We start from the raw sequence: 21,815 nt of genomic DNA on the forward strand, positions 1-21,815 counted from the left end.
CATGAGCGAGAACACCAAACTGATCCAGGGCCGCACGGGCGCCTGGGAAATCGTCATGGGGCTGGAAATCCACGCCCAGGTGGCGTCGAAGGCTAAGCTGTTCTCGGGCGCGGCCGTCGGCTTCGGCGCGGGGCCGAACGAGCAGGTGTCGCTGGTCGACGCTGGCTTTCCTGGCATGCTGCCGACGCTGAACAAGCACTGCGTCGAACAGGCGGTGAAGACCGGCCTGGGGCTGAAGGCCAGGATCAACACCTTCAGCCAGTTCGACCGGAAGAACTATTTCTATCCCGATCTGCCGACTGGCTATCAGATCAGCCAGCTGTACCACCCGATCGTGGGCGAGGGCGTGGTCGAGGTGGAGGCCGAGGACGGCAGCTTCTTCAACGTCGGCATCGAGCGGCTGCACCTAGAACAGGACGCGGGCAAGCTGATCCACGACCTGTCGCCGACCGAGAGCTACGTCGACCTGAACCGGGCTGGCACGGCGCTGATGGAGATCGTCTCCAAGCCCGACCTGCGCAGCCCCGAAGAAGCGGTCGCCTACGTCAAGAAGATCCGGACCATCCTGATCTATCTGGGCGCCTGCGACGGTGACATGGAGAAGGGCAATCTGCGCGCCGATGTGAACGTCTCGGTCTGCCGCGAGGGCGGCTATGAGAAGTTCAAGGCGACCGGCGACTTCGGCCACCTGGGCACGCGCTGCGAGATCAAGAACGTCAACAGCTTCCGGTTCATTTCTCAGGCGATCAATTACGAAGCCCGTCGCCAGATCGAGATCCTGGAGGACGGCGGCAAGATCGATCAGGAGACCCGCCTGTACGATCCGACCGCGGGCGAGACCCGGTCGATGCGGTCCAAGGAAGAGGCGCACGACTATCGCTATTTCCCGGATCCCGACCTGCTGCCGCTTGAGCTGGAGCAGGCCTGGATCGACGAGATCCGCGCCAATCTGCCCGAACTGCCGGACGAGAAGCGCAGGCGCCTGATGAGCGACTACGGCCTGTCGCAGTACGACGCCGTGGTGCTGATCTCCGAACAGGCCAAGGCCGACTATTTCGAAGCCGCCGCGAAAGGGCGCGACGCCAAGCTGGTCGCCAACTGGGTGACGAACGAACTGTCCGCACGCCTGTCGGCCGACGGCCGGGACTTCGCCGATAGCCCGGTCCCGGCCGCCCATGTGGCGCAGCTGGTCGAGCTGATCGAGACGAACGTCATCTCCTCCAAGATCGCCAAGGAGGTGTTCGATCACGTCTGGAACGGCGAAGGCTCGCCCGCCGAGGTGGTCGACAAGCACGGCCTGAAGCAGGTGACCGACACCGGCGCGATCGAAAAGGCCGTGGACGAGATCATCGCCGCCAACCCGGACAAGGCCGCCGCCGTCGCCGAGAAGCCTCAGGCCATCGGCTGGTTCGTGGGCCAGGTCATGAAGGCCACGGGCGGCAAGGCCAATCCGGCCGCCGTCAACGACATCCTGAAGGCCAAGCTGGGGCTGTAAGCCCCGGCAGGGTTCAGATCGGGCCCAGCACGCGGTTTACATGGGCCATCTTGCGGCCGGGGCGGGCCTCGGCCTTGCCGTAGAGATGCAGGCGGACGTCGTCTTTGGCGGCCAGGTCGCGCCATTGCTCGACCGCATCGCCCAGCAGGTTGGTCATCTCGACGCGGGCGTGCGCCTCGGTCGGGCCCAGGGGCCAACCCATGACGGCGCGGACGTGCTGTTCGAACTGGTCGCAGACGCAGCCGTCCTGAGTCCAGTGGCCGGTGTTGTGAACACGAGGGGCGATCTCGTTGACCAGCAGCACCGCCTCGCCGTCGTCGGCCGACAGGTCGAACAGTTCGATGCCGACGACGCCGACGTAGTCGAGCCCCTCCAGCACCGCCTCGGCGATGGCGCGGGCGCGGCGCTGGACGGCGTCAGAGGCCAGGGCGGGGGCCGTGGTGACGGCCAGGACGCCCCCCGAATGGACGTTCTCGCCGAGCGGATAGACGGCGGTGCGGCCGTCGTCGCTTCGTGCGGCGATCACCGACAGTTCGCGCACGAAAGGCGCGGCGGCCTCCAGCACGGCTGGGCGGCCGGCCATGGCCTCGAAAGCCGGCGCGATGTCGTCGGCCGAGCGGATCCAGGCTTGGCCTTTGCCGTCATAGCCCTCGCGCCGCGTCTTGAGCACGGCGGGCAGACCCAGGCGTTCTAATCCCTCCTGAAGGTCGGACAGGCCGTCGACGGCGACGAAGTCGACCGTGGGCGCGCCGACGCCGTTCAGAAAGGTCTTTTCTTCCATCCGATCCTGAGCGACGGCCAGGGCGCGCGGGCCGGGCGCGACGCGGGCGCCGGCGGCCGCCAGCCGCTCCAGCGAGGCGGCGGGCACGTTCTCGAACTCGAAGGTCACGACGGGGCAGAGGCGGCCCAGCTCGTCCAGCGCATCGGGATCGTCATAGGCGGCGGTGATCTGGCGCGCCGAGACGCGGCCGGCCGGGCTGTCGGGTTCGGGGTCGAGGATCATCACGTCGAAGCCCAAGCGGGAGGCGGCCTGGCTGATCATCCGGCCCAGCTGGCCGCCGCCGACGATCCCGAGCGTCGATCCGGGGGGCAGGGGAGCGGGCGTCTGGCGCATCAGTCCTCGACCGTTTCGGCCACGGCGTCGGTGCGGGCCTGGCGATAGGCGGCCAGGCGCTGGGCCACGCCCTCGTCGGACAGGGCCAGGATCTGCGCGGCCAGTATGCCGGCGTTGGTCGCGCCCGCCTCGCCGATGGCCAGGGTGGCCACGGGCACGCCGCCGGGCATCTGGACGATGGAGAGGAGCGAATCGAGGCCCTTCAGCGCCTTTGACTTTACCGGCACGCCCAGCACGGGCAGTTCGGTCATGGACGCGGCCATGCCCGGCAGGTGGGCGGCCCCGCCGGCGCCGGCGATGACGACCTTGAAGCCCGCAGCCTTGGCGCCAGTGGCGAAGTCGTAAAGCCGCTGGGGCGTGCGGTGGGCGCTGACCACGCGGGCCTCCCAGGCCACGCCGATCTCGTCGAGCGCATCGGCGGCCAGCTTCATCGTCGGCCAGTCCGAGCGGCTGCCCATGATGATGGCCACGGGCGGGGTCGAGGTCGCCATGAGATCAGCCCTCCAGCGGGAAAGGGGCCGGTTACAGCAGGCGCGTTGCGCCCGCAACCAACCGCGTTAGCATCGCACCGCGCGGCACGGGGTTGAGTCGCGTTCTTCGGAGCCGCCAGCGCCTTGACCGATACGGCCGACGCCGACCTGAGGAGCGAGCTCGAGCGCCTGCGCGCCGAGGTCGAGGCCCTGCGCCTGCGCGCCGAGGCGGCCGAGGCCGCGGCCGACCACGACGTGCTGACGCCGGTGCTGAACCGCCGCGGCTTCCTCTCGGTGCTGCAGCGGCAGATGGCCTATTGCCAGCGGCACGAGACGCCGGCGGCCCTGTTGTATATGGACCTGGACGGGTTCAAGGGCGTCAACGATCGCCTGGGCCACGCGGCGGGGGACGCCGCCCTGGTGTGGGTGGCGCGGCTGCTGATGGCCAATGTGCGCGAGTCCGACGCTGTGGGGCGCCTGGGCGGCGACGAGTTCGCCGTGCTGCTGATGAACGCCGGGGCCGAGGAGGCGAAGGACAAGGCGGGGCGCCTGCGCGAGACGTTTCAGGAAGCGCCCTTCGCCTGGCAGGGCGAGCCGACGCAGCTGGGCGCCTCGTTCGGGGTGCGGGCCTTCGCCGGGCAGGGTGATCCCGAAGTTTGGCTGGCCGAGGCCGATGCGGCCATGTGGGTCAGGAAGCGCGGACGATAGTTACTCGTCTTCCCGGCGAAGGCCGGGATCCAGGGCTTCAAGCACTCCATATGATTTCCTGGGCCCCGGCCTGCGCCGGGGAGACGGAGTTTTTCAGGCGATGATGTCGGGCAGGATGCGGCCCTCGATCTTCACGATCTCGTCGCGCAGGGTCAGCTTCTTGCGCTTCATCCGGGCGATCATCAGCTGGTCCGGCACCGGCATGTGGCCCAGCGCCTCGATGGAGGCGTCCAGGTCGGCGTGCTCCTGTTGCAGCACCTTCAGCCGGGCGCGCAGAGCCTCTTCGGCTTCATGGATCGGTTCGTCGTCGTTCATCGCTCGGCCCCGGACCGTCGCTGTATAGCCGACGCCGGGTCAGGCCGGAAGCGCCTCGGCCAGCCGCGTCAGCGTCGGGCGGGGCACGGCCCCGCCCCAGGCCCGCGACACGGCCACTAGACCCTTCAGCGGCGATGCCGGAGGGCCGGCCGACTCAGGAGAAAGCGCCTCTAGAGCCTCCAGCAGACGGCGCTCGGCGGCCAACTCGACCGCCTTGACCTGGCCGCGCACGGCCTCGCGCGCGTCGTCGTCCATGTCGGGTCGGCGGACCTTGAGTTCGCGGCGGATCAGCCGCAGCGGCGTGATCGCCGTTTCGGACCAAACGCGGGCGGTGTCGGCCGCCGCCTCGACGTCATCCTCATCCAGCGACCGGCCTGTCGAGGCGCACCAGCCGGCGTAGAGCAGCAGGCAGGCGTTCTGGCCGTAGACATCCTGCAAGGCCAGGCAGGTCTCTGATACGCCGTCAGCCGCATAGGCCTTGAGCGCCCAGTCCCACAGGCTCACGCCTTCAATCCCGACCAGCGGGTGACGGGCGCCCAGTCCAGGCCGAACAGGTCCAGGGCGCGGCCCACCGACTGATCAACCATGGCCTCGATCGAGTCCGGCCGGGCGTATAGGGCGGGCAGGGGCGGGGCGATGACGGCCCCCATTTCGGCAAGCGCCGTAAGGGTGCGCAGGTGGCCCAGATGCAGCGGCGTCTCGCGCACCATCAGCACCAGCCGGCGACGCTCTTTCAGGGCCACGTCGGCGGCGCGGGTCAGCAGGGTGGTGGTCACCCCCGTGGCGATCTCGCCCATGGTGCGCACCGAACAGGGCGCGACGATCATCCCCAGGGTCTTGAACGAGCCCGACGCGATGGTTGCGCCCACGTCGGCGAGGCGGTGCACCACATCGGCCCGGCCGGTGAGGTCGTCGGCGCTCAGATCCGTCTCCTGCGACAATGTCAGCAGGGCCGCCTTGGAGACGACGAGATGGCTTTCGACGCCGAGTTCGCGCAGCGCATCCAGCGTGCGGACGCCGTAGATCACGCCCGAAGCGCCTGAAATGCCGACGACAATCCGACGAGGCGGGTTTTGTACGGCTCCGTTCACGTTCTCGGCCATTTTCACCGTCAGGCTGCTGATGTCCGGAGCGGGCGCGGCGTCACCAACTTGTGATTCCACAGCCTGTCAATCCGGGCGCTCACTGTGTGGTCCCTTAGCCATGGAGGCGCAAGCCATGACCATCGATGCTCGTATCCGCGAACTGGGAAATCGTCACCGCCAGCTGGAGGAAACCCTCCGACAGGAAATGGTGCGGCCGGCCGTGGACTCGCTGCAGGTCAGGGAGCTCAAGCAGCGAAAGCTGCGGCTCAAGGAGGAAATCACCAGTCTGGAGGCCAGGTTGAACTGACCCGGTCTCCCCTCTGAAAACGGAAACGGCCCCGGAGATCGCTCTCCGGGGCCGTTCTTATGGGCGTGACGCCAACATCAGTCGCGGGGACCGAAGACCGATTCAGCCGTCGGTTCGGCGCCGCGGCGCTCGCGGGCTTCAGGCACGAACTCGGGTTCGGACGGTTCGGCCTCGACGGGTTGCAGGGCGGCGCCGCCGTTCTTGGCGTCATCCTTGGCCTTCTTGTCGGCGGCCTTCCTGACCACTTCGTCCAGCTGCAGCTGGCCGACCAGGCCGAGCGTCACCGGATCGACCGGCTTGATGTTGGCCGAATTCCAGTGGGTGCGGCTTCGCACGCTTTCGATGGTGGACTTGGTGGTGCCCAGGAGTTTGGCGATCTGGGCGTCGGTCACCTCGGGGTGATTGCGTACGAACCAGGCGATGGCGTCGGGGCGGTCCTGGCGACGCGACACGGGGGTGTAGCGCGGCGCGGGCTTGGCGGACTTCAGCAGCTCGGCATGGCGGCTGACGACCGCCTTCATGCGATAGGTCGAATCCGCCTGGGCCTTGTCCAGCTCTTCGCGGGTCAGCTGGCCGTTCACCAGAGGATCGGCGCCGCGGATGTCGCGCGCCACGTCGCCATCGGCGATGCCGCGCACTTCCAGCGGATGCAGACCGCAGAAATCGGCGATCTGTTCGAACGTCAGCGACGTATTGTCCACCATCCACACCGCGGTGGCCTTGGGCATGAGGATGTCGGTCATGGGGTGATCCCGTTCATGTTTTGGCGCCCCAACGGGGCGCCGGATACGACGGCGCCCGACCTTTCGGCCGGGCGCGATAGGCGATCATAGGCTGAAATCCGGCAAAAGAAAACGGCGTCCGACATCGCCATACAGCCACGGTTCATCCTGGGTGTTGAACTCTGTTCTCACACGACGCGTTGGGCGTCTGGGACAGGAGAGGGAGATCGACCATGTTCCTCAGTGCAGCGGCCGCAATGGCCATGATGATGACGCCGGCGGCGCCTCCGCCGCAGTACCAGACGCGCGTCGCCCCCCGTGGCAGCTATGCTCAGAGCTGCTCAGGCTCTTACGTCAATCAGGGTCGGCTCTATGCCGACTGTCGCGACGAGCGCGGCCAGATCCGCGGAACCTCGATCGAGCTGAACCGGTGCGCCGACGCCGACATCGTCAATGTGAACGGCCTGCTGGTCTGCGGTCGCTGGCGTGGCGACTATGAAGGCGGCGGCCGGCCTGGCCCTGGCGACGGCTGGGGCGGACCTGGACAGGGCGGGCCTGGCTGGGGCGGCGGGCGCAACAGCATCACCGTGTACGAGGACTCGAATTTCCGCGGCCGCTCCATGACGTTCAGCGAGGTCATTCCCGATCTGCAACGCAGCGGACTCAACGACCGCATCAGTTCGATGCGGCTGCGCGGCGGCGCCTGGGAGGTTTGCACCGACTCCGGTTTCCGCGGCAATTGCCGAGTTGTGTCGGGCGACGTACGCAGCCTGGATCGCGCCTTCAACGACCGCATTTCGTCGCTTCGTCCCGCTCGGGGCGGCGGCCGCTGGTGATCTGAAAGGGCGGTCAGTCGGCCAGGGTCAGCACGATCTTGCCGACATGGCCGCCCGCCTCCAGCCGCGCATGGGCCTCGCCCGCACGCGCCAGCGGATAGGTCGCCTCGATCCTCGGGGCGACCTTTCTCTGTTCGACCCAGGGCCAGACGGTTGTCTCGACCGCCCGTGCCAGACGGGCCTTTTCGTCGGCGGGGCGTGACCGCAAGGTTGAGCCCGTCAGGACGATCCGCTTCAGCATGACGCGCGTCAGATCGATCCGGGCCTGAGCCCCGGTCAGGGTGGCGATGACGACCCACCGCCCGCCGGGCTTGAGCGCCTTCAAGTTCAGTTCGGCGTAGTCGGCCCCCACCATGTCCAGGACGACGTCGACGCCGCCTTCGGCCGCGATGCGCGCCGCCAGGTCATCGGTCGTTGCGTCCAGGCTGACGTCGGCCCCAAGTTCCGCGGCGGCGCGAGCCTTGTCGGCGCCGCGCGATGTGGCGATGACGCGTGCACCCGCCGCCTTTGCCATCTGGATGGCCGCGACGCCGATGCCCGAGGTCGCGCCGTGCAGCAGCAGGGTCTCGCCGGCCTTGAACTGGCCCGCCTCAAACACGTTGGCCCAGACGGTGAAGAGGGTTTCCGGCAACGCGGCGGCCTGCACAAAGTCGAGCCCGGCCGGGATCGGCAGCACGTGGCGGGCGTCGACCACGGCATATTCCGCATATCCGCCGCCGCCCAGCAGGGCGCAGACCCGGGCACCGGGCCGCCAGCGGGTCACGCCTTCGCCGGTCGTTTCGATTTCGCCCGCGACCTCCAAGCCTAGAATGTCCGAAGCTCCCGCAGGCGGCGGATACCCACCCTGACGCTGGAGCAGGTCGGGCCGGTTCACGCCCGCCGCACGCACGCGGATCAGCACCTCGCCCGGACCGGCCCGGGGCTTGGGCCGCTCGGAGAGTTGCAGGGCCTCGGCGGGTCCGCTGCCGCCTTTGATCTCCACCACCCGCATCGCTCGCCCTTGCCAAAAGTTCGGTTAGGGCGCTGAGATAGGGGTTCGACCGGCGTCTGACCACGGAGGCGACCATGACGTTCGACGACCTGGATCCGCGCCCGCAGCGAGGCGCCGCCCTGAAGGCTCTGGGCCGGGAGGATCTCGATCTCTACGCCGTGGAGGAGCTGCAGGAGCGAATCGAGGCCCTGGAGGCTGAAATCGCGCGCTCTCGCGCCTCGATCGAAACCAAGGCCTCCAAAAAATCGGCCGCTGACGCCCTGTTCAACTTCGGCTCATGATGGCTTCGAATCCGGCGTCGTGGCATGACGGTTGCAGACGATCGACCCGCCGGCGCCGACTGTGGCCCGTATCGATCCGCGCCTGATGAGTAGTCCATGGCCATGAGTATGAGGGATCCGGGATCCGCCGCCGCATCCGCTGGGCGCTCGCGCTCGACGGTGCTGCACGACTTCGCCCGGTCCGAACTGTTCGACCGCACCTTCCAAGAAGGCATGGAGCTGGTCGAAGAGACCGCCGCTTATCTCGACGGGGACGGGCGGCGCGAGTCGCGCCTGCTGTCGCGCACGGCGGCCCTGGCCTATGCGGGCGAGAGCATGAAGCTGACGACGCGTCTGATGCAGGTCGCTTCCTGGCTGTTGGTGCAGCGGGCCGTGCGCGAAGGCGACATGACGGCCGACGCGGCTTGCGAGTCCCGCTATCGCCTGACCGCCCGCGCGATCGAGGAAAGCCCGACCCACCCCGAGCTGCCGATTGCCCTGATCGAGTATCTGGTGCGCGCCGAGAAGTTGCACGACCGCGTGCTGCATCTGGATCGCCAGATGTACCTGGACGGCGCGGCCGAAGAGCCGGCCAATCCAGTCCTCAGCCAGTTCGACCGGCTTCAGGCGGCCTTCGGCGGCTAGACTTTACGGCCCGACATCGTTGACGTCGCGTTGGCCGTCGTCGATCGGGCGCGGCAGGCTGACGGCGATGCCCAGCGCCTTGGCCAGCGTCTCGTCGCGTCGATAGACGTCTTCACGGAACGCCACACGCCCCTGGCCGTCCACGAAGGCGGTCCAGTACAGCAGGCGAACGCCGATATCGCGGCCGGTGGTCACCCGGGTCGTGCGGCGGCTGGTTTGGGCGTCGTCGAATTGCCCCAGCTTGGTCGGATCCGGCTCCAGCAGAAGACGGGCGAACTCGACCGCGCCCTGCACCCGCACGCAGCCGTGGCTGCGGTGGCGATAGGCGTTGTTGAAGGCGCCCTTGGACGGCGTGTCGTGCAGGAAAATGGCGTAGCTGTCCTGCAGCTCGAACTTGACATAGCCCAAGGCGGACTTCGGTCCAGCGCGCTGAATGACGGTGCCGTTCTGAACGTACATGTCGTTGGCGGCGAGATAGCCTGGGCCCTTGGGCAGGATTTCGCGACGTGCGATGCCCGCAGGCACGTACCAGGGTGGATTGGCCACGACCGACGCGAAAGGCTTCTCCAGGCTTGGCGTCTGGTTCTCCGGCGTTCCGACTACGACGCGGTTGGAGTGAACGGGACGGCCGTCCTTCCAATAGACCATGATGGCGGCGGCGGTGTTGACCTCGATCCGCTCGGGATTGACGTCGCGCTTCAACCAGCGGCGACGCTCCAGGTTGAGAGCGATCTGGCGCGCGCGATCCGCAGCAGAGGCCGACAGCGACCGCTGGGTCGCAGCGCCGATGCGGCCGTCAGCGCCCAGACCGTGGCGAGTCTGGAAGCTTCTCACGGCGGTCTGAAGCTCAGCGCCGTAGGTCACGCCTTGAGCCGTCAGGCGCGCACCGTCGGCTTGAGACAGGTCGCCCTCCGCCACTAGGCGTCGGATCAGGGCGGGGATGCGGCGATCGCTGGATCCCGGTTCGATGATCGGCCCGGCCGCAAAGGCAGGCCAGCCGCCATCGCGCACCATGCGGCTGTAGCGCACATAGCCGGAGGAGAGGTTGGAATAGCCTATGTCTGTCGGCGCCAGGCCCTCGAACCAGTCGGACAGTCGGTTGGCGGACGCCGCTTCAGTCAGGCCCTTTGGCAGGTCGACGCGGTTCTTCTGCATCTCCCACAGTTCTTCGACGGTTTCCGGTCGGACTCGGCCCTCGGCCAACACGCGGGCATAGGTCAGGGCCGCAGCCGTGGCGCGGATTTCGGAGGAGTTCGCATCGGCCGCCAGACCCACGAAGTCGAAGAAGTCGTTCGCCGCCAGGCCATGACGCTCAGCGCCGGCGGCCACGGTCTGCAACGCACGCAGGCGCTCTGCGGTCCAGATCGGGCGCCAGCCGGTGATTTCATAGACCGCACGCACATCGGGCTGGAGCGTTTCGGGCAGGCGGCTGAACTGAGCGTTGAAGTTGTCGTAGAAGGCCTGAGCTTGACCGCCCTGGGGCGCGACGCGCACCTGCTGAGCCGTCGCCCGGCTGGCGGCCATCAGCCCCGCCATGGCCGCGCCCAGACCCAGTTCCCGTCGATTCATTGCAGTCGCTCTTGTTCAATCCGGCGGCGGCCCACGCTCGCATCGCAAGGCCAACGCGCCTCAACTTACCGGCGTTCCGACCAAACAAAAAGGCGTCGGTGCTGCGACCGACGCCCTCTGTGTTCCGATTGCCGCAGAGACTGCGGCAGGAATGGCTCACTTCTTGATGAAGCCGCCGAACTTGTTGTTGAAGCGCGAGACGCGGCCGCCGCGGTCCATCAGGTGCTGGTTGCCGCCGGTCCAGGCCGGGTGCGTCGACGGGTCGATGTCCAGGTTCAGGGTGTCGCCTTCCTTACCCCACGTCGAGCGGGTCTTGTAGGTCGACCCGTCCGTCATCGTGACGGTGATGAAATGGTAGTCGGGGTGCGTGTCCGGCTTCATGGTCGTCGTCCGATCTCTGCGCGTCGACGATCCCGACCGTCGTTTGCGCGTAAAATGAGAGAACCCCGCGAGCTCGCCCGCGGGGAATGAGCGGCGGCGTTTACACCGGGCGCCGTTTGGGGGCAAGAGGCGGCCATGACCGACGCTTCCGCTTCCGACCGCTTCGCCACGCCCGACGTCCGCGAACGGCCAAGCGTCGGCGCTCAGCTGATCGAGCAGATGGGCGAGGCCGGCGAGCGTCGCCAGAAACGCCGCGACATCCGTCCGCTGGCGCGGCTGTGGCCCTTCCTGATGCGACACAAGGTCAACGCCCTGATCGCGGCCTTCTGGATGATCGGCTCGACCACCGCGTCGCTCGCCCTGACGGCGTCGGCGCGCGGGGCGATCGACCACGGCTTCGAGAACGGCGGCAGCCAGATCGATCTCTGGTTCTTGCTGCTCGGCGCCAACGCACTCGCGCTCGGCGTCGCCTCGGCGGTGCGCTACTTCTATGTGACCAAGACCGGCGAGCGGATCATCGCGGACCTGCGCAAGGCGCTGTTCGGCCGCATACTGACCTTGGACCCATCCTTCTTTGCACGGATACGCACCGGCGAGGTGCTGTCGCGGCTGACCACGGACATTCAGCTGGTGGACACCCTGCTGACGACCTCGGTGTCGTTCGCGCTCAGGAACTTCCTGACGCTGGTGGGCGGCACGATCCTGCTGTTCATCGTCAGTCCCAAGCTGACCGGCCTGGTGCTGCTGATCGTGCCGCTGCTGCTGGGGCCGCTGTTTCTGTTCGGGCGGCGCGTGCGGCGTCTGACCGTCCAGTCCCAGGACCAGTTCGCGGGGGCCGTCGGCTTCGCCGGCGAAAGCGTCGACGCGCTGGAGACTGTCCAGGCCTTTGGCCGCGAGGCTTCGGCCGGATCGCGGTTCGGCCAGGCGGTGGAGACGGCGTTCGGCATCTCCCTGACCCGCATGCGGGCGCGCGCCTGGATGACCGCCATGATCATCACCGTGATGTTCGGCGGAGTGACCCTGGTGCTGTGGCTGGGCGCTCAGGACGTGCTGGCCGGCCGCATGACGCCGGGCGCCCTGCTGCAGTTCGTGCTGCTGTCGGTCTTCACCGCCGGCGCTGTCGGCGCGCTGGGCGAGGCCTGGGGCGATGTGCAGAAGGCGGCGGGCGCCATGGAGCGGATCGACGAGCTGATGCGCGCCGTGCCCGCTATCGGCCCCCCGGTCGCGCCCGTGACCCTGCCTGAGCCGCCCCTGGGCGAGCTGTCGATGTCGGCCGTGCAGTTCACCTACCCTGGGCGTCCGGACCTGCCGGCGCTGAAGGGTTTCTCCCTGACCGTGCGGGCGGGCGAGACGGTGGCGCTGGTGGGCCCGTCGGGGGCGGGCAAGTCGACGGTGTTCCGGCTCCTGCTGCGCTTCTACGATCCACAGTCGGGCGTCGTGTCGGTCGACGGCGTAGACATCCGACAGGCCGATCCGACGGCGGTGCGCAACCGCTTCGCCTGGGTGTCGCAAGAGGCGCCGCTCTTCTCGGGTTCGGCCTTGGAGAACATCCGCTTTGGCCGCGAGGCCGCGACGGAGGAAGAGGCCCGCGCCGTGGCCGACGAAGCCCAGGCGCTGGGATTCATCGACGCCCTGCCGGAAGGCTTCGACACCCCCCTGGGCGAACGCGCCAAGACCCTGTCGGGCGGCCAGCGCCAACGCCTGGCTATCGCCCGCGCCCTGGCGCGTCAGGCGCCGATCCTGCTTTTGGACGAGGCGACCTCTGCCCTGGACGCCGAGAACGAGCGCCTGGTTCAAGCCGCGCTCGATAGGGCGATGCAGAGCCGCACGACCGTGGTCATCGCCCATCGCCTGGCCACCGTCCTGCGCGCCGACCGGATTGTGGTGATGGAGGACGGCCGCGTGGCGGAAGAGGGAACCCACGCCGAGCTGATGGCCCGCAGCGGCCTCTATGCCCGCCTGGCCCGGCTGCAGTTCCGCGACGAGTAAGGGCGGATAATCGAGGGGATCATCCCGAACCGCTATCGACGGCCGGACAGTTGGGTGCCGCCGACCCTGTCCCAGAACTGGAAGTATAGTCCGTAGTTGCCGTTGAACCGCTTGTGATGGGCGTCGTGATGCGAAGCGGTGATGAACCATCTCAGCGGCGCACGGCTCAGCCACGCCTCAGGCCAGACCTCTCGACCGGCGTGGTTGAGCACTGCGGCCAGTGTCATCAGGGTCAGCAGGACGAGCGCTACGGCCCAGTGGATCGGGACGACCAGCGCCATTGCCGGCAGAAACCACGCCGTCGCCACCGCCTCTGCGGGGTCAAAGGCGAAGGACGCGAAGGCGCTGGGATCGCGCGAGCGATGGTGCTCGGCATGCGCCCACGAGAACACGCGCGTGTGGTGCAGGCCGCGGTGGAGCCAATAATAGAAGGCGTCGTGCGCCAGCAGATACACGACAAGGCTTGCGGGCAGCCACCACAGCGGCCAGGCGTGAACATCGCTGTAGATGGCGGTATGCCCGCGCTTCCAAAGTTCGATCGCCAGGGCGGCGGGCAGGGCGTAGATCGGGCAGGCGGCCAGCGAGACGATCATCTCCCGACGCATTCGGGCGGCCGCGGGCGCACGCAGGTTCAGTCGGCGCCCTCGCCCTCGACCCTGCCAAAGCAGGCGATGAGTCACGACACCGACCGCCACGTACCGCACAGCGATGATCGCCGTCAGGGCGACAGTGGTCAGAAACACATCGACGAGCATGGGCGCAGAAGCGGCCATTCAGCCGCGTCGGTCAAGTCATGGCGTGACGCGCAGGCAGGCGTTATGCTGGGGCATGGCGCTTGCGGCGATGATCCTGTTGTTCTTTCTCACGGTCGTGGGCATGGAAATGTTCGCATGGGCCACCCACCGCTACGTCATGCACGGGCCGCTTTGGGTCTGGCACCGCAGTCATCATGAGCCGCATCATGAGCGTCTGGAGCTGAACGATGCGTTCGCCGTAGTCTTCGCGGCGCCGGCGATCCTGCTGATCGCCATAGGAGTCAACTTCTGGATCTGGGCCCTGCCGATCGGCCTGGGCGTGACCGCCTACGGAGCAATCTATTTCTACTTCCACGACGGCTTGGTTCACCGCCGCTTCCCGACGGGCATGACCTGCGCTTCGGCCTTCTGGAGAAAGCGGATCCAAGCGCACCGACTCCACCATGCGGTTCGCACCCGCGAAGGCTGCGTGTCTTTCGGCTTTCTGTGGGTGAGGCCCGTACGCGCGCTGAAGGCCGAGCTCGTTCAGAAGCGCACGTCGTTCAGCAACGGCGCCTGAGCCAGGGCGGTCAGATCGGCAGAGCCCGTGCAGAAGCAGGCCAGGCGCAGTTGCGCCGCCTGAATCTCGAAGTGTTCGACAACGGCCTCGGTCGAAACCAATGCGGCCTGCAACAGGCCCGCCGCTTGACCCACGACCTGAGCTCCCAAGCGGATCGCTCGAGCCGCATCAAGCCCGGATCGAACGCCGCCCGAACCAATCAGCGCAAGCTCGGGCGCGGCGGCGGCGGCGGCGGCGAGACTGCGGGCCGTCGATATGCCCCACGAAGCGAACGGCTGGGCGACAGCTTCGGCCGGACCTCCGGTTTCGCGGGCCCCCTCGATCAAGCCCCAGTTTGTGCCGCCGGCGCCGGCGACGTCCAGAGCCGCCACGCCCAGGTCGGCCAGCGTGCGGGCGACCGCGCCGGAAACGCCCGCCCCTGTCTCCTTGACGACCAGCCTGCCGGGGAACGCGCGAGCCACCGCGCCGATGGCTGCCGTCACGCCCCGCCAGTCGCGGTCGCCCTCACGCTGAACAGCCTCCTGAAGAGGATTGAGATGGAGGATCAGGCCGTCGGCGCCGATCATCTCCACGGCGCGTCTGGCCTGGTCCAGGCCATAGCCCTTCACGAACTGAACCGCGCCCAGATTAGCCAGGAGCAGAGTGCTCGGCGCCCGTCGCCGAAGGTCCAGATCGAGGCCCAGATCAGCGTCGCCTTCCAGCGCAACACGCTGAGAGCCGACGGCCAAGGCGACGCCGACGGCTTGCGCTGCCTCCGCCAGACGCGCGTTCACTGCGGCGGCGCGTGACGGGCCCCCGGTCATCGAACTGATCACAAAAGGCAACTGCAGACGATGACCAAGCAGCGTCGCGGAAAGATCGATGGCGTCGTGGTCGATCTCAGGCAGAGCATTGTGCTGGAACCGGACGAGGTCCAGTTCCGATCCGATCGAAGACTGGCCTCGTCCTGCCAGGACGTGATCGATGTGTTCATCCTTGCGACGAACGAGTGCGTCTCCTGACGAAGCCATCGGTTCCCTGTAGGAGTTGCATCCGCCGGGCGCGTGATGCCGTATGCAGGCTCGACCATAGCGGTTAGACCGAACGTCGCAATGGCGCGCCGTGGCCGAATCGCCGCCTGTGAGGGAGCAAGCCAGCCAATGGCGTCAGCCGTATCGCCGTCTGCCTTCTCAGGGCCGATCCTGACGGTCTCGTCCGCGACGTCATGGCTTGCGACGATCGATCGCCGACTGGGGCAGCTGATTCCCGAACCTGACGGAGCCGGGGACATATTGCCTCACGTCGTTCGCTCGGCGCTCTGTGGACCGGGCAAGCGCGTGAGGCCTGTGATGGCCATGATGGCGTGCGAGCATGTCGGGGGAGACCCAGCCGACGCGCTGGATTTCGGGTGCGCGGTCGAGATGATGCACGCCTCCTCCCTGGTTCTGGATGATTTGCCCTGCATGGATGACGCATCGCTGCGGCGCGGCGCGCCCGCTCTCCATCGGGCCCATGGAGAAGACGCGGCTGTCCTGGCCTCCATCGCCTTGTTGAACCAAGCCTTCGCCACCATCCTTCGGGCGCCGGACATAAGGGCGGATCAGCGTCTGGCGTTGCTCGACGCCCTGACGTCCGCGGTGGGCTTCCAAGGACTCGCCCACGGACAGATGCGGGATCTGCGGGATCCAGCGGAGGCTCGCGACGAGCCCGGACTACGCCGCCTGAACCACCTCAAAACCACAGCGCTTTTCCTGGCCGCTCTGAAGGGGGGAGCCGAAATCGGCGATGCATCCCCCGAGCAGGAGGCCGCCCTGATCGCGTTCGGCGAGATCATGGGGTTTGCGTTCCAGCTTTGCGACGACCTTCAGGACCGCACCGCCGCCGCCGAAGACATCGGCAAGGATGTCGGCCAGGACAGGGACCAGCGGACGTTCTTGGATCTATGGGGCGTGGACGAAGTCAGGACGCGTATCCGCGACGCGGCGGCCCAGGCCGAGACGGCGCTGGGCGGGCCCTGCGCCTTGGCGGACTACGCCGCGGGCTTGGTGAGAAGCGCCTACGTTGAACTCTGACCTGCCTCCGGCGCTGATTCTCGCCGACGTCCGCGCCGGTTATGGCCGCGGGCCTGTTCTGAACGGCTTGTCCCTGACCATTGCGGCGGGCGAGGCCTACGCATTGCTGGGGCCCAACGGCGCGGGCAAGTCGACGGCTGTGCGCGTGGCCTGCGGTCTTCTAAAGCCGGAGCGAGGTGAGACGATCTTGGCGGGCCGCAGATCGGGCGGCCGGATCGATCGGGGTCGTGTCGGCCTGGCGCCGCAGGAATGCGCGCTGTTTCCCTTGCTGACCATACGCCAAAACCTTTTCGCCTTGGCGCAACTGGCGGGGCTGGGCCGGGAGGCGGCGGCCGGTGTCCGTCAGGCTATGACGGCCGCCGAATGCAGTGTGCGGGCCGACGACGTCGTGGCCACCCTTTCCGGAGGCTGGCGCAGGCGCGCGAACCTGGCGGCCGCCCTCGTCGCACGTCCAGCCCTGCTTGTCCTGGACGAGCCGACCGAGGGCGTTGACGTCATGACCCGGTCGGCGCTGGCGCGTGCTGTCCGCCTGGCGACGCGAGACGGCGCGGGATGCCTGATGGTCAGTCATGACGCGGCCTTCGTGGCGGAAGCGGCCGACCGGGTGGGCGTGATCTCCAGAGGACGGCTGGTGGCCGAGGGCTCGCCCTCCGATCTCCTGCGCGCGCGATTCGGTCGGAACGGCCTGCTGAACGTCTCCTTCAGTTCGCGCCCGGACGACGCGCTGTATCGAACACTGTCGACCGCTGGACTGCAGAGCTCGGACGACGGCCTGGCGTGGCGGCTGATCGCGCCGGACGCAACCGCGCGTGCGCTGACGCTCGCGGACGCCATTAGCGCAAGCGGAGGAGAAATGGCGATCCGGCGCCCCGGGCTCGACGAACTGGTACTGGCCCTGTCTGAGGAGACAGCGGCATGAGGGCCATTCTTGTCGCGGGTCTTCGAAGTTTCCTGCGTGACCGCCCCGGCATGGTCCTTACGCTCGTGCTGCCGCCGCTGGTCTATCTGCTTTTCGCCGCCATCTTCGGCGCGGGAGCGCGGGGCGAAATCGATCTCGCCGTGGTGCTCCACGACGGCGCGCGCACCGTCCAAAGCCGCGTGATCGAAGAGGGGCTGGCGGAGCAGCTGGGCGGTCGCCTGCGTCTGACCGTCGACCCGAGCGCGGCCGAGCAGATGGTGACCGACGGGAGAGCCGACGCCGGTGTGTTGCTGGAGTCCTCTGGAGGGGATGCGCCGAGGATCATCATCATCAGGGCTCCGGGCCGGGAAACAGCTGGAGCCGCGCTCTCCGGACAGGTGCAGCACCTGGCCGAGATCGCAGCTGGCGAGACCGCGCCGACGAGAGGACGGATGAGCGCCCGCACCGTAGGGCCGCCTGGGGACGCTCAGGCCGTCTACTACGCCGGGGCCGTCAGCGTGATGTTCGTCTTCTTCGCCGCAATGCATGGGGCGATGGCCGGTCTGGACGATCGACGTTCCGGGCTGCAGGCGCGTCTGGCATTGGCCGCGGGGGGCCTTCGCCCGGTTATCGGCGGGCGCGCCGCGCTGCTGACCGTGACAGGAGTCATCCAGACTGTTTTCGTCTTCGCCGTCGCCTATCCAAGCCTGCCGGCCTTATCGCCGTTGCAGGTCGCGGGGTGGCTAGTCACTGCCGTGCTGGCCGCTGCATCGGCCGCAGGGCTGGCTTTGGCGATCATCAGCCTGTGCCGTTCGCGCGGTCAGGCTCAGCCTCTGTCCACCTTCATCGTTCTGCTGCTGGCGGCGATCGGAGGCTCGATGGCTCCGCGCTTCCTCATGCCGGAAGTGTTTCGACAGATCGGCTGGGCGACCCCTCACGCCTGGGCGATAGAGGCCTACCAGACGCTGCTGTGGCGCGGGGTTGTGGATCACGTGGTCCTGGGCGCGTGGGTCTTCCTGGCCAGCGTCGCCTTCTCAGGCTGGCTGGCGGCCTTGGCGGTCGAAGCGCGCCGGCCGCTTCCCTAGCCTCTAGACGTGGGTCCAAAGGGCCGGACGCGGCGGCGGGTCGCGCCACGCGTCCAGCGTCTTGCACCACAGGGCGATCAGGCCGCCGCGTCCCAGCAGGACCAGCTTGCCCGCCTTGTCCACCGACGTCCGTCCGTCCCAGGCCGCCGGCCCGGCGCGCGACACGTGCCGACCAATGGCGCGATAGACGCCCCGCGCCGTGGCGATGGCCCAGGCCGAGCGCGGGTTGAGATCGCGCAGGCCCCAGCGAGCCGAGGCGTAGAAGGGCTCCGCCGCCTCGACCAGGCGCTGGGCGGTGCGGGCCACGGCGGCGCGATGCTCGGGCGCGGCGACCTGATCACGCGGCACGCCGGCCTCGTCCAGCCATGCGCCGGGCAGATAGACCCGGCCGCCCTGCGCATCCTCGACCACGTCGCGCGCGATGTTCGTCAACTGGAACGCCAGGCCCAGGTCCTGCGCCCGTTGCAGGGTCGGCGCATCGTCCACCCCCATGATCCGGGCCATCATCACGCCGACCACCCCGGCCACGTGATAGGAATAGTCCAGCGTGTCCTCCAGCGTGTCGTAGCGCCGGCCGATCACGTCCATTTCGAAGCCCTGCAGCAGATCCATGGCCTCGTCGGCGGGGATGCCGTGGCGCATGGCCACGCGCTGGAAGGCGGTGAAGACCGGATCGGTTTGCGGCTCTCCGGCCAGGGCGGCGGTCGTCCGGGCGCGAAGTTCATCCAGCTTCTGACCCGCCAGCACCGGGTCGATGCCGACCGCGCCGTGCCCCAGAACCTGGCCGTCGATCTCGTCGTCGCAATGCCGGCACCAGGAGTACAGCATCCAGGCGTCGTCCCGGATCGCTGCCGGGAACAGGCGCGCGGCGGCCGCGAAGCTCTTGGAGCCCTGCTCCATGGACTGGCGGCTGTGATCCAGGACGGCGTCGGTCATGCGGTCTGCCTCGCATCCTCGATCATCAGGCCGGCGGTCGCCTTGGCCGAGCCGACCACGCCCGGCACGCCCGCGCCCGGGTGGGTGCCGGCGCCTACGAAATACAGGTTCGGGATCTGGTCGTCGCGATTGTGGACCCGGAAATACGCGCTCTGGGTCAGGATGGGCTCCAGTGAGAAGGCCGAGCCCTGGTGCGCGTTCAGCTGGTCGCGGAAATCGATGGGCGTGAAGATGCGGCAGGTGTCGAGGTCCGCCGTCAGACCCGGAATATAGTGCTCTTCCAGATAGGCCAGGATGCGGTCGCGATAGCGCGGCCCCTCGACCTCCCAGTCGATGTCGGCCGAGGCCAGGTGCGGCACCGGCGCCAGCACATAGAAGGCGTCGCAGCCTTCGGGCGCCAGGGACGGGTCGGTCCGCGTCGGCGCGTGCAGGTACAGCGAAAAGTCGTCGGGCAGGTCCGGCCCCTTGAAGATTTCGGCGATCAGCTCGCGATAGCGCGGCCCGAACAGGACCGTGTGGTGGCGCACCTCGGGGTGGACGCGCCTCAGGCCGAAATAGATGACGAACAGCGACATGGAGTGACGCTTGGCCGCGAGCCGCGCGCCCTCTTTCTGACCACGCGGCTCCTGACCCAGCAGCCGTTGATAGGTGTGCACGACATCGGCGTTGGAGGCGACCATGTCGAAGTCGATGGTCTGGCCGTCCACCACCACGCCGGTCGCGCGCCCGTTGGCCATGGTGATCCGCTCGACCGGGCTGTTCAGACGGACTTCGCCGCCGAGGTCCTGAAGCAGTCGCACCATGCCCTGGATCAGGGCGCCGGTGCCGCCGCGCGGGAACCACACGCCCCAACGCCGCTCCAGCGCATGGATCAGGGCGTAGATCGACGAGGTGGCGAACGGATTGCCGCCGACCAAGAGCGAGTGGAAGCTGAACGCCTGGCGCAGGTGCTCGTCCTCAATATAGCTGGCCACCTTGTCGTAGACCGACCGCCAGGCCTGCAGCCGCATCAGCTCGGGCGCCGCCTTGACCATGCTGGCGAAGTCCAGGAACGGCACGGCCCCCAGCTTCAGATAGCCTTCCTTCAGCAGGTCCTCGGAATAGGCCAGGAACTTGCGATAGCCTTCCTTGTCGGCCGGATTGCGGGCCACGATCTGGCGATCCAGCTCGTCCTGGTCGTTGACGTAGTCGAACACGTCGCCGTCCTCCCAGCACAGCCGATAGAAGGGCGCGACGGGCAGCAGCTCGACATAGTCCGACAGTTTGCGTCCGCTGGTCTCGAACAGCTCTTCCAGCGCCGACGGGTCGGTGATGACCGTGGGGCCGGCGTCGAAGGTGTAGCCCTTGTCCTGATAGACGTAGGCGCGGCCGCCGGCCTTGTCGCGCGCCTCGAAGACGGTGGTCTGAATGCCCGCCGACTGCAGGCGGATGGCCAGCGAAAGCCCCCCGAAACCCGATCCGATCACCGCAGCCCGCATTACGCACGTCCCTTTTCGATCAGGCAGTTCAGCGCGGCGCCGAGCGGCACCGGCGGCTTGCCGCTGAGAATCCGAGCCTTGTCGCCCAGCGTGGATTCGGCCGCATAGAAGCGCTCGATCAGCGGCTGGGGCAGGCGATAGAATCGTTCAAGCACCCGGTACCTTTCTTCGGGTCGCGCGGCGCGGAACAGCATGCGGTTGAGCAGTCGATAAAAGCCTCGTTCAGCCCATACGTCGCACGCGCGCCGTCGGATGTCGTCTGCGACATCATCGACCCGCAGTTCTTGCGCCAGGTGGTCGGCCAAGCGGACGGCGTCGGGCAGGGAATAGCCTGTGGTCGGATGAAACAATCCGGCCCTCAACCCGCTCAATGCGACCGGCCCGAAGCGCTTGAGATGAGCGGCGATGTCGCCGTCCAACGCCACGGGCAGCACGCCATCCTCCTCACGCAGGATCGCCTCGATCATCCAGCCCTGCTGCGCCGCATAGTCCAGCACGCCCTGGCGAAACACGTCGCGGTCCAACTCGGCCCCGTCCGTGTAGCGCGTATCCTCGATCAGCAGCGTCCGCTCTTCGAAGGGCAGGGTGTAGAGAAACCGATAGCCGCCGGCCTGATCCACACAGGCGTCCATGATGATGGGAGCGTCCAGACCATGCGGCGCGGCCAGGCGCACCTCCAGCCCCACGAACTTCTGAAACCCCAGGGCCAGGTCGGGCGTCGCGGCAGGTCCTCGGCCATCTATCACGGCTCGGGCCCTCAGGACTCGCCTGTCCGCCAGAACGGCGTGGGAGGGCGAGACCTCGATCGCTTGCGCACACAGCGTCACCCGGCCCGGCAGGGCGGCCGAAACCACCCCGGCGAAACGATCGGAGGTGACGCTGCAGTAGCCGGTCGAAAGGCGGCGCCGAAGGGCGGGAAAGCGCACCGAATACTCGGGCCAGCGATGCGTGATCAGCGGAGCGATCCAATCACGCTGGGAAGGCGTCAGATCCTGCTCGAAGAACGACCAGGTGTGCACCCCGCCCAGTCGATCGCCCGCCTCGACGATGTGGACGTCCAGGTCCGGTCGAAGCTGAGACAGCCGCCACGCCAACAGCCCATTGGCCAGTCCGCCGCCGATCAGCAGCAGGTCAGGCGTGGTGGTCTGGGGGCCGTCAGAGTGCAT

Annotated in this window: 25 protein-coding genes; 11 read left to right on the forward strand and 14 right to left on the reverse strand. The window is 67.9% G+C overall.

Annotated features, from left to right (window positions below; translation table 11 throughout):
• Position 1 precedes the first annotated feature (1 nt).
• Entirely contained in the window at positions 2 to 1,495 is a 1,494-nt protein-coding gene (gatB, locus tag E4M01_RS08435; RefSeq protein WP_135063462.1) for an Asp-tRNA(Asn)/Glu-tRNA(Gln) amidotransferase subunit GatB, read from the forward strand.
• A 13-nt stretch (positions 1,496 to 1,508) separates the two neighbouring features.
• Here the strand turns inward: gatB and E4M01_RS08440 are convergent, their stop codons facing one another.
• Together E4M01_RS08440 and purE are read right to left on the reverse strand one after the other, a co-directional pair.
• Positions 1,509 to 2,609, reverse strand: a complete 1,101-nt coding sequence (locus tag E4M01_RS08440) for a 5-(carboxyamino)imidazole ribonucleotide synthase (RefSeq protein ID WP_135063460.1) — start codon at positions 2,607 to 2,609, stop codon at positions 1,509 to 1,511.
• Positions 2,609 to 3,100 (reverse strand): 5-(carboxyamino)imidazole ribonucleotide mutase, encoded by a 492-nt coding sequence (gene purE, locus E4M01_RS08445; protein ID WP_135063458.1) that lies wholly within the window; start codon positions 3,098 to 3,100, stop codon positions 2,609 to 2,611. The genes E4M01_RS08440 and purE overlap by 1 nt, the downstream gene beginning before the upstream one ends.
• A 123-nt stretch (positions 3,101 to 3,223) precedes the next feature.
• Here purE and E4M01_RS08450 point away from each other — a divergent pair, with 123 nt between their 5' ends.
• Positions 3,224 to 3,787 (forward strand): GGDEF domain-containing protein, encoded by a 564-nt coding sequence (locus E4M01_RS08450; RefSeq protein ID WP_135063456.1) that lies wholly within the window; start codon positions 3,224 to 3,226, stop codon positions 3,785 to 3,787.
• A 93-nt stretch (positions 3,788 to 3,880) separates the two neighbouring features.
• On the opposite strand, the gene E4M01_RS08455 is transcribed toward E4M01_RS08450, so the two are convergent.
• The 3 genes from E4M01_RS08455 to E4M01_RS08465 are packed head-to-tail and all read right to left on the reverse strand — an operon-like array spanning position 3,881 to position 5,205.
• The gene (locus E4M01_RS08455) at positions 3,881 to 4,102 is read right to left on the reverse strand and encodes a YdcH family protein (RefSeq protein ID WP_135063454.1); all 222 of its coding nucleotides are present in this window, start codon (positions 4,100 to 4,102) and stop codon (positions 3,881 to 3,883) included.
• A 39-nt stretch (positions 4,103 to 4,141) separates the two neighbouring features.
• On the reverse strand, positions 4,142 to 4,606 hold the full coding sequence (locus tag E4M01_RS08460; RefSeq protein WP_135063452.1) for a TIGR02444 family protein: 465 nt from the start codon (positions 4,604 to 4,606) through the stop codon (positions 4,142 to 4,144).
• Entirely contained in the window at positions 4,603 to 5,205 is a 603-nt protein-coding gene (locus E4M01_RS08465) for a UbiX family flavin prenyltransferase (protein ID WP_371682893.1), read from the reverse strand. The genes E4M01_RS08460 and E4M01_RS08465 overlap by 4 nt, the downstream gene beginning before the upstream one ends.
• Positions 5,206 to 5,320: 115 nt before the next feature.
• Between E4M01_RS08465 and E4M01_RS08470 the strand changes: the two genes are divergently transcribed.
• Positions 5,321 to 5,494: a YdcH family protein gene (locus E4M01_RS08470; RefSeq protein ID WP_135063450.1), complete on the forward strand. Its 174-nt coding sequence runs from the start codon at positions 5,321 to 5,323 to the stop codon at positions 5,492 to 5,494.
• A gap of 77 nt (positions 5,495 to 5,571) precedes the next feature.
• Here the strand turns inward: E4M01_RS08470 and E4M01_RS08475 are convergent, their stop codons facing one another.
• Positions 5,572 to 6,237 carry a DUF1013 domain-containing protein gene (locus E4M01_RS08475; protein WP_135063448.1) on the reverse strand — a complete coding sequence of 222 codons (666 nt, stop codon included), beginning with the start codon at positions 6,235 to 6,237 and terminating at the stop codon, positions 5,572 to 5,574.
• A gap of 212 nt (positions 6,238 to 6,449) precedes the next feature.
• Between E4M01_RS08475 and E4M01_RS08480 the strand changes: the two genes are divergently transcribed.
• Positions 6,450 to 7,052 carry a beta/gamma crystallin-related protein gene (locus E4M01_RS08480; protein ID WP_245158240.1) on the forward strand — a complete coding sequence of 201 codons (603 nt, stop codon included), beginning with the start codon at positions 6,450 to 6,452 and terminating at the stop codon, positions 7,050 to 7,052.
• Positions 7,053 to 7,065: 13 nt separating this feature from the next.
• On the opposite strand, the gene E4M01_RS08485 is transcribed toward E4M01_RS08480, so the two are convergent.
• Positions 7,066 to 8,043 carry an NAD(P)H-quinone oxidoreductase gene (locus tag E4M01_RS08485; protein WP_135063446.1) on the reverse strand — a complete coding sequence of 326 codons (978 nt, stop codon included), beginning with the start codon at positions 8,041 to 8,043 and terminating at the stop codon, positions 7,066 to 7,068.
• A gap of 74 nt (positions 8,044 to 8,117) precedes the next feature.
• Between E4M01_RS08485 and E4M01_RS08490 the strand changes: the two genes are divergently transcribed.
• Both E4M01_RS08490 and E4M01_RS08495 read left to right on the forward strand, forming a co-directional pair.
• Positions 8,118 to 8,324 carry a DUF1192 domain-containing protein gene (locus E4M01_RS08490; protein WP_135063444.1) on the forward strand — a complete coding sequence of 69 codons (207 nt, stop codon included), beginning with the start codon at positions 8,118 to 8,120 and terminating at the stop codon, positions 8,322 to 8,324.
• Positions 8,325 to 8,432: 108 nt separating this feature from the next.
• The gene (locus E4M01_RS08495; protein ID WP_135063632.1) at positions 8,433 to 8,948 is read left to right on the forward strand and encodes a DUF1465 family protein; all 516 of its coding nucleotides are present in this window, start codon (positions 8,433 to 8,435) and stop codon (positions 8,946 to 8,948) included.
• A 3-nt stretch (positions 8,949 to 8,951) separates the two neighbouring features.
• Here E4M01_RS08495 and E4M01_RS08500 read toward each other — a convergent pair whose 3' ends face one another.
• On the reverse strand, positions 8,952 to 10,517 hold the full coding sequence (locus E4M01_RS08500; protein WP_135063442.1) for a murein L,D-transpeptidase: 1,566 nt from the start codon (positions 10,515 to 10,517) through the stop codon (positions 8,952 to 8,954).
• A 156-nt stretch (positions 10,518 to 10,673) separates the two neighbouring features.
• On the reverse strand, positions 10,674 to 10,898 hold the full coding sequence (gene rpmE, locus E4M01_RS08505; RefSeq protein WP_135063440.1) for a 50S ribosomal protein L31: 225 nt from the start codon (positions 10,896 to 10,898) through the stop codon (positions 10,674 to 10,676).
• A 135-nt stretch (positions 10,899 to 11,033) separates the two neighbouring features.
• Between rpmE and E4M01_RS08510 the strand changes: the two genes are divergently transcribed.
• The gene (locus E4M01_RS08510; RefSeq protein WP_135063438.1) at positions 11,034 to 12,887 is read left to right on the forward strand and encodes an ABC transporter transmembrane domain-containing protein; all 1,854 of its coding nucleotides are present in this window, start codon (positions 11,034 to 11,036) and stop codon (positions 12,885 to 12,887) included.
• A 32-nt stretch (positions 12,888 to 12,919) separates the two neighbouring features.
• Here the strand turns inward: E4M01_RS08510 and E4M01_RS08515 are convergent, their stop codons facing one another.
• Positions 12,920 to 13,660: a sterol desaturase family protein gene (locus E4M01_RS08515; RefSeq protein WP_245158239.1), complete on the reverse strand. Its 741-nt coding sequence runs from the start codon at positions 13,658 to 13,660 to the stop codon at positions 12,920 to 12,922.
• 70 nt (positions 13,661 to 13,730) lie between these two features.
• On the opposite strand from E4M01_RS08515, the gene E4M01_RS08520 reads away from it, so the two are divergent.
• The gene (locus tag E4M01_RS08520; RefSeq protein WP_245158238.1) at positions 13,731 to 14,201 is read left to right on the forward strand and encodes a sterol desaturase family protein; all 471 of its coding nucleotides are present in this window, start codon (positions 13,731 to 13,733) and stop codon (positions 14,199 to 14,201) included.
• On the opposite strand, the gene fni is transcribed toward E4M01_RS08520, so the two are convergent.
• Positions 14,168 to 15,211 carry a type 2 isopentenyl-diphosphate Delta-isomerase gene (gene fni / locus E4M01_RS08525; RefSeq protein WP_135063434.1) on the reverse strand — a complete coding sequence of 348 codons (1,044 nt, stop codon included), beginning with the start codon at positions 15,209 to 15,211 and terminating at the stop codon, positions 14,168 to 14,170. The genes E4M01_RS08520 and fni overlap by 34 nt on opposite strands.
• A gap of 129 nt (positions 15,212 to 15,340) precedes the next feature.
• On the opposite strand from fni, the gene E4M01_RS08530 reads away from it, so the two are divergent.
• From E4M01_RS08530 to E4M01_RS08540, 3 genes are read left to right on the forward strand one after another with little or no spacing between them, the layout of a single operon-like run.
• On the forward strand, positions 15,341 to 16,252 hold the full coding sequence (locus tag E4M01_RS08530; RefSeq protein WP_256359933.1) for a polyprenyl synthetase family protein: 912 nt from the start codon (positions 15,341 to 15,343) through the stop codon (positions 16,250 to 16,252).
• A complete protein-coding gene (locus tag E4M01_RS08535; RefSeq protein ID WP_135063430.1) occupies positions 16,242 to 17,171 on the forward strand; it encodes an ABC transporter ATP-binding protein in 930 nt (309 codons plus the stop codon). The genes E4M01_RS08530 and E4M01_RS08535 overlap by 11 nt, the downstream gene beginning before the upstream one ends.
• Positions 17,168 to 18,235 carry an ABC transporter permease gene (locus E4M01_RS08540; RefSeq protein WP_135063428.1) on the forward strand — a complete coding sequence of 356 codons (1,068 nt, stop codon included), beginning with the start codon at positions 17,168 to 17,170 and terminating at the stop codon, positions 18,233 to 18,235. The genes E4M01_RS08535 and E4M01_RS08540 overlap by 4 nt, the downstream gene beginning before the upstream one ends.
• A gap of 3 nt (positions 18,236 to 18,238) precedes the next feature.
• Here E4M01_RS08540 and E4M01_RS08545 read toward each other — a convergent pair whose 3' ends face one another.
• Genes E4M01_RS08545 through crtY form a run of 3 tightly spaced genes read right to left on the reverse strand, consistent with a single transcriptional unit; the run spans position 18,239 to position 21,815 of the window.
• On the reverse strand, positions 18,239 to 19,171 hold the full coding sequence (locus tag E4M01_RS08545; RefSeq protein WP_135063426.1) for a phytoene/squalene synthase family protein: 933 nt from the start codon (positions 19,169 to 19,171) through the stop codon (positions 18,239 to 18,241).
• Positions 19,168 to 20,649 (reverse strand): phytoene desaturase, encoded by a 1,482-nt coding sequence (locus tag E4M01_RS08550; RefSeq protein ID WP_135063424.1) that lies wholly within the window; start codon positions 20,647 to 20,649, stop codon positions 19,168 to 19,170. The genes E4M01_RS08545 and E4M01_RS08550 overlap by 4 nt, the downstream gene beginning before the upstream one ends.
• Complete coding sequence (gene crtY / locus E4M01_RS08555) at positions 20,649 to 21,815, reverse strand: lycopene beta-cyclase CrtY (RefSeq protein WP_135063422.1); 1,167 nt, start codon at positions 21,813 to 21,815, stop codon at positions 20,649 to 20,651. Before crtY ends, E4M01_RS08550 begins: the two co-directional genes overlap by 1 nt.

Source organism: Brevundimonas sp. MF30-B (assembly GCF_004683885.1).
Taxonomy (GTDB): Bacteria; Pseudomonadota; Alphaproteobacteria; order Caulobacterales; family Caulobacteraceae; genus Brevundimonas.

Coding starts and splice junctions, on each gene's coding strand:
- gatB (WP_135063462.1), top strand. CDS start 2: ATGAGCGAGAACACCAAACTGATCCAGGGCCGCACGGGCGCCTGGGAA.
- E4M01_RS08440 (WP_135063460.1), bottom strand. CDS start 2,609: ATGCGCCAGACGCCCGCTCCCCTGCCCCCCGGATCGACGCTCGGGATC.
- purE (WP_135063458.1), bottom strand. CDS start 3,100: ATGGCGACCTCGACCCCGCCCGTGGCCATCATCATGGGCAGCCGCTCG.
- E4M01_RS08455 (WP_135063454.1), bottom strand. CDS start 4,102: ATGAACGACGACGAACCGATCCATGAAGCCGAAGAGGCTCTGCGCGCC.
- E4M01_RS08465 (WP_371682893.1), bottom strand. CDS start 5,205: ATGGCCGAGAACGTGAACGGAGCCGTACAAAACCCGCCTCGTCGGATT.
- E4M01_RS08470 (WP_135063450.1), top strand. CDS start 5,321: ATGACCATCGATGCTCGTATCCGCGAACTGGGAAATCGTCACCGCCAG.
- E4M01_RS08475 (WP_135063448.1), bottom strand. CDS start 6,237: ATGACCGACATCCTCATGCCCAAGGCCACCGCGGTGTGGATGGTGGAC.
- E4M01_RS08480 (WP_245158240.1), top strand. CDS start 6,450: ATGTTCCTCAGTGCAGCGGCCGCAATGGCCATGATGATGACGCCGGCG.
- E4M01_RS08485 (WP_135063446.1), bottom strand. CDS start 8,043: ATGCGGGTGGTGGAGATCAAAGGCGGCAGCGGACCCGCCGAGGCCCTG.
- E4M01_RS08490 (WP_135063444.1), top strand. CDS start 8,118: ATGACGTTCGACGACCTGGATCCGCGCCCGCAGCGAGGCGCCGCCCTG.
- E4M01_RS08495 (WP_135063632.1), top strand. CDS start 8,433: ATGAGGGATCCGGGATCCGCCGCCGCATCCGCTGGGCGCTCGCGCTCG.
- E4M01_RS08500 (WP_135063442.1), bottom strand. CDS start 10,517: ATGAATCGACGGGAACTGGGTCTGGGCGCGGCCATGGCGGGGCTGATG.
- rpmE (WP_135063440.1), bottom strand. CDS start 10,898: ATGAAGCCGGACACGCACCCCGACTACCATTTCATCACCGTCACGATG.
- E4M01_RS08510 (WP_135063438.1), top strand. CDS start 11,034: ATGACCGACGCTTCCGCTTCCGACCGCTTCGCCACGCCCGACGTCCGC.
- E4M01_RS08515 (WP_245158239.1), bottom strand. CDS start 13,660: ATGGCCGCTTCTGCGCCCATGCTCGTCGATGTGTTTCTGACCACTGTC.
- E4M01_RS08520 (WP_245158238.1), top strand. CDS start 13,731: ATGATCCTGTTGTTCTTTCTCACGGTCGTGGGCATGGAAATGTTCGCA.
- fni (WP_135063434.1), bottom strand. CDS start 15,211: ATGGCTTCGTCAGGAGACGCACTCGTTCGTCGCAAGGATGAACACATC.
- E4M01_RS08530 (WP_256359933.1), top strand. CDS start 15,341: ATGGCGTCAGCCGTATCGCCGTCTGCCTTCTCAGGGCCGATCCTGACG.
- E4M01_RS08540 (WP_135063428.1), top strand. CDS start 17,168: ATGAGGGCCATTCTTGTCGCGGGTCTTCGAAGTTTCCTGCGTGACCGC.
- E4M01_RS08545 (WP_135063426.1), bottom strand. CDS start 19,171: ATGACCGACGCCGTCCTGGATCACAGCCGCCAGTCCATGGAGCAGGGC.
- E4M01_RS08550 (WP_135063424.1), bottom strand. CDS start 20,649: ATGCGGGCTGCGGTGATCGGATCGGGTTTCGGGGGGCTTTCGCTGGCC.
- crtY (WP_135063422.1), bottom strand. CDS start 21,815: ATGCACTCTGACGGCCCCCAGACCACCACGCCTGACCTGCTGCTGATC.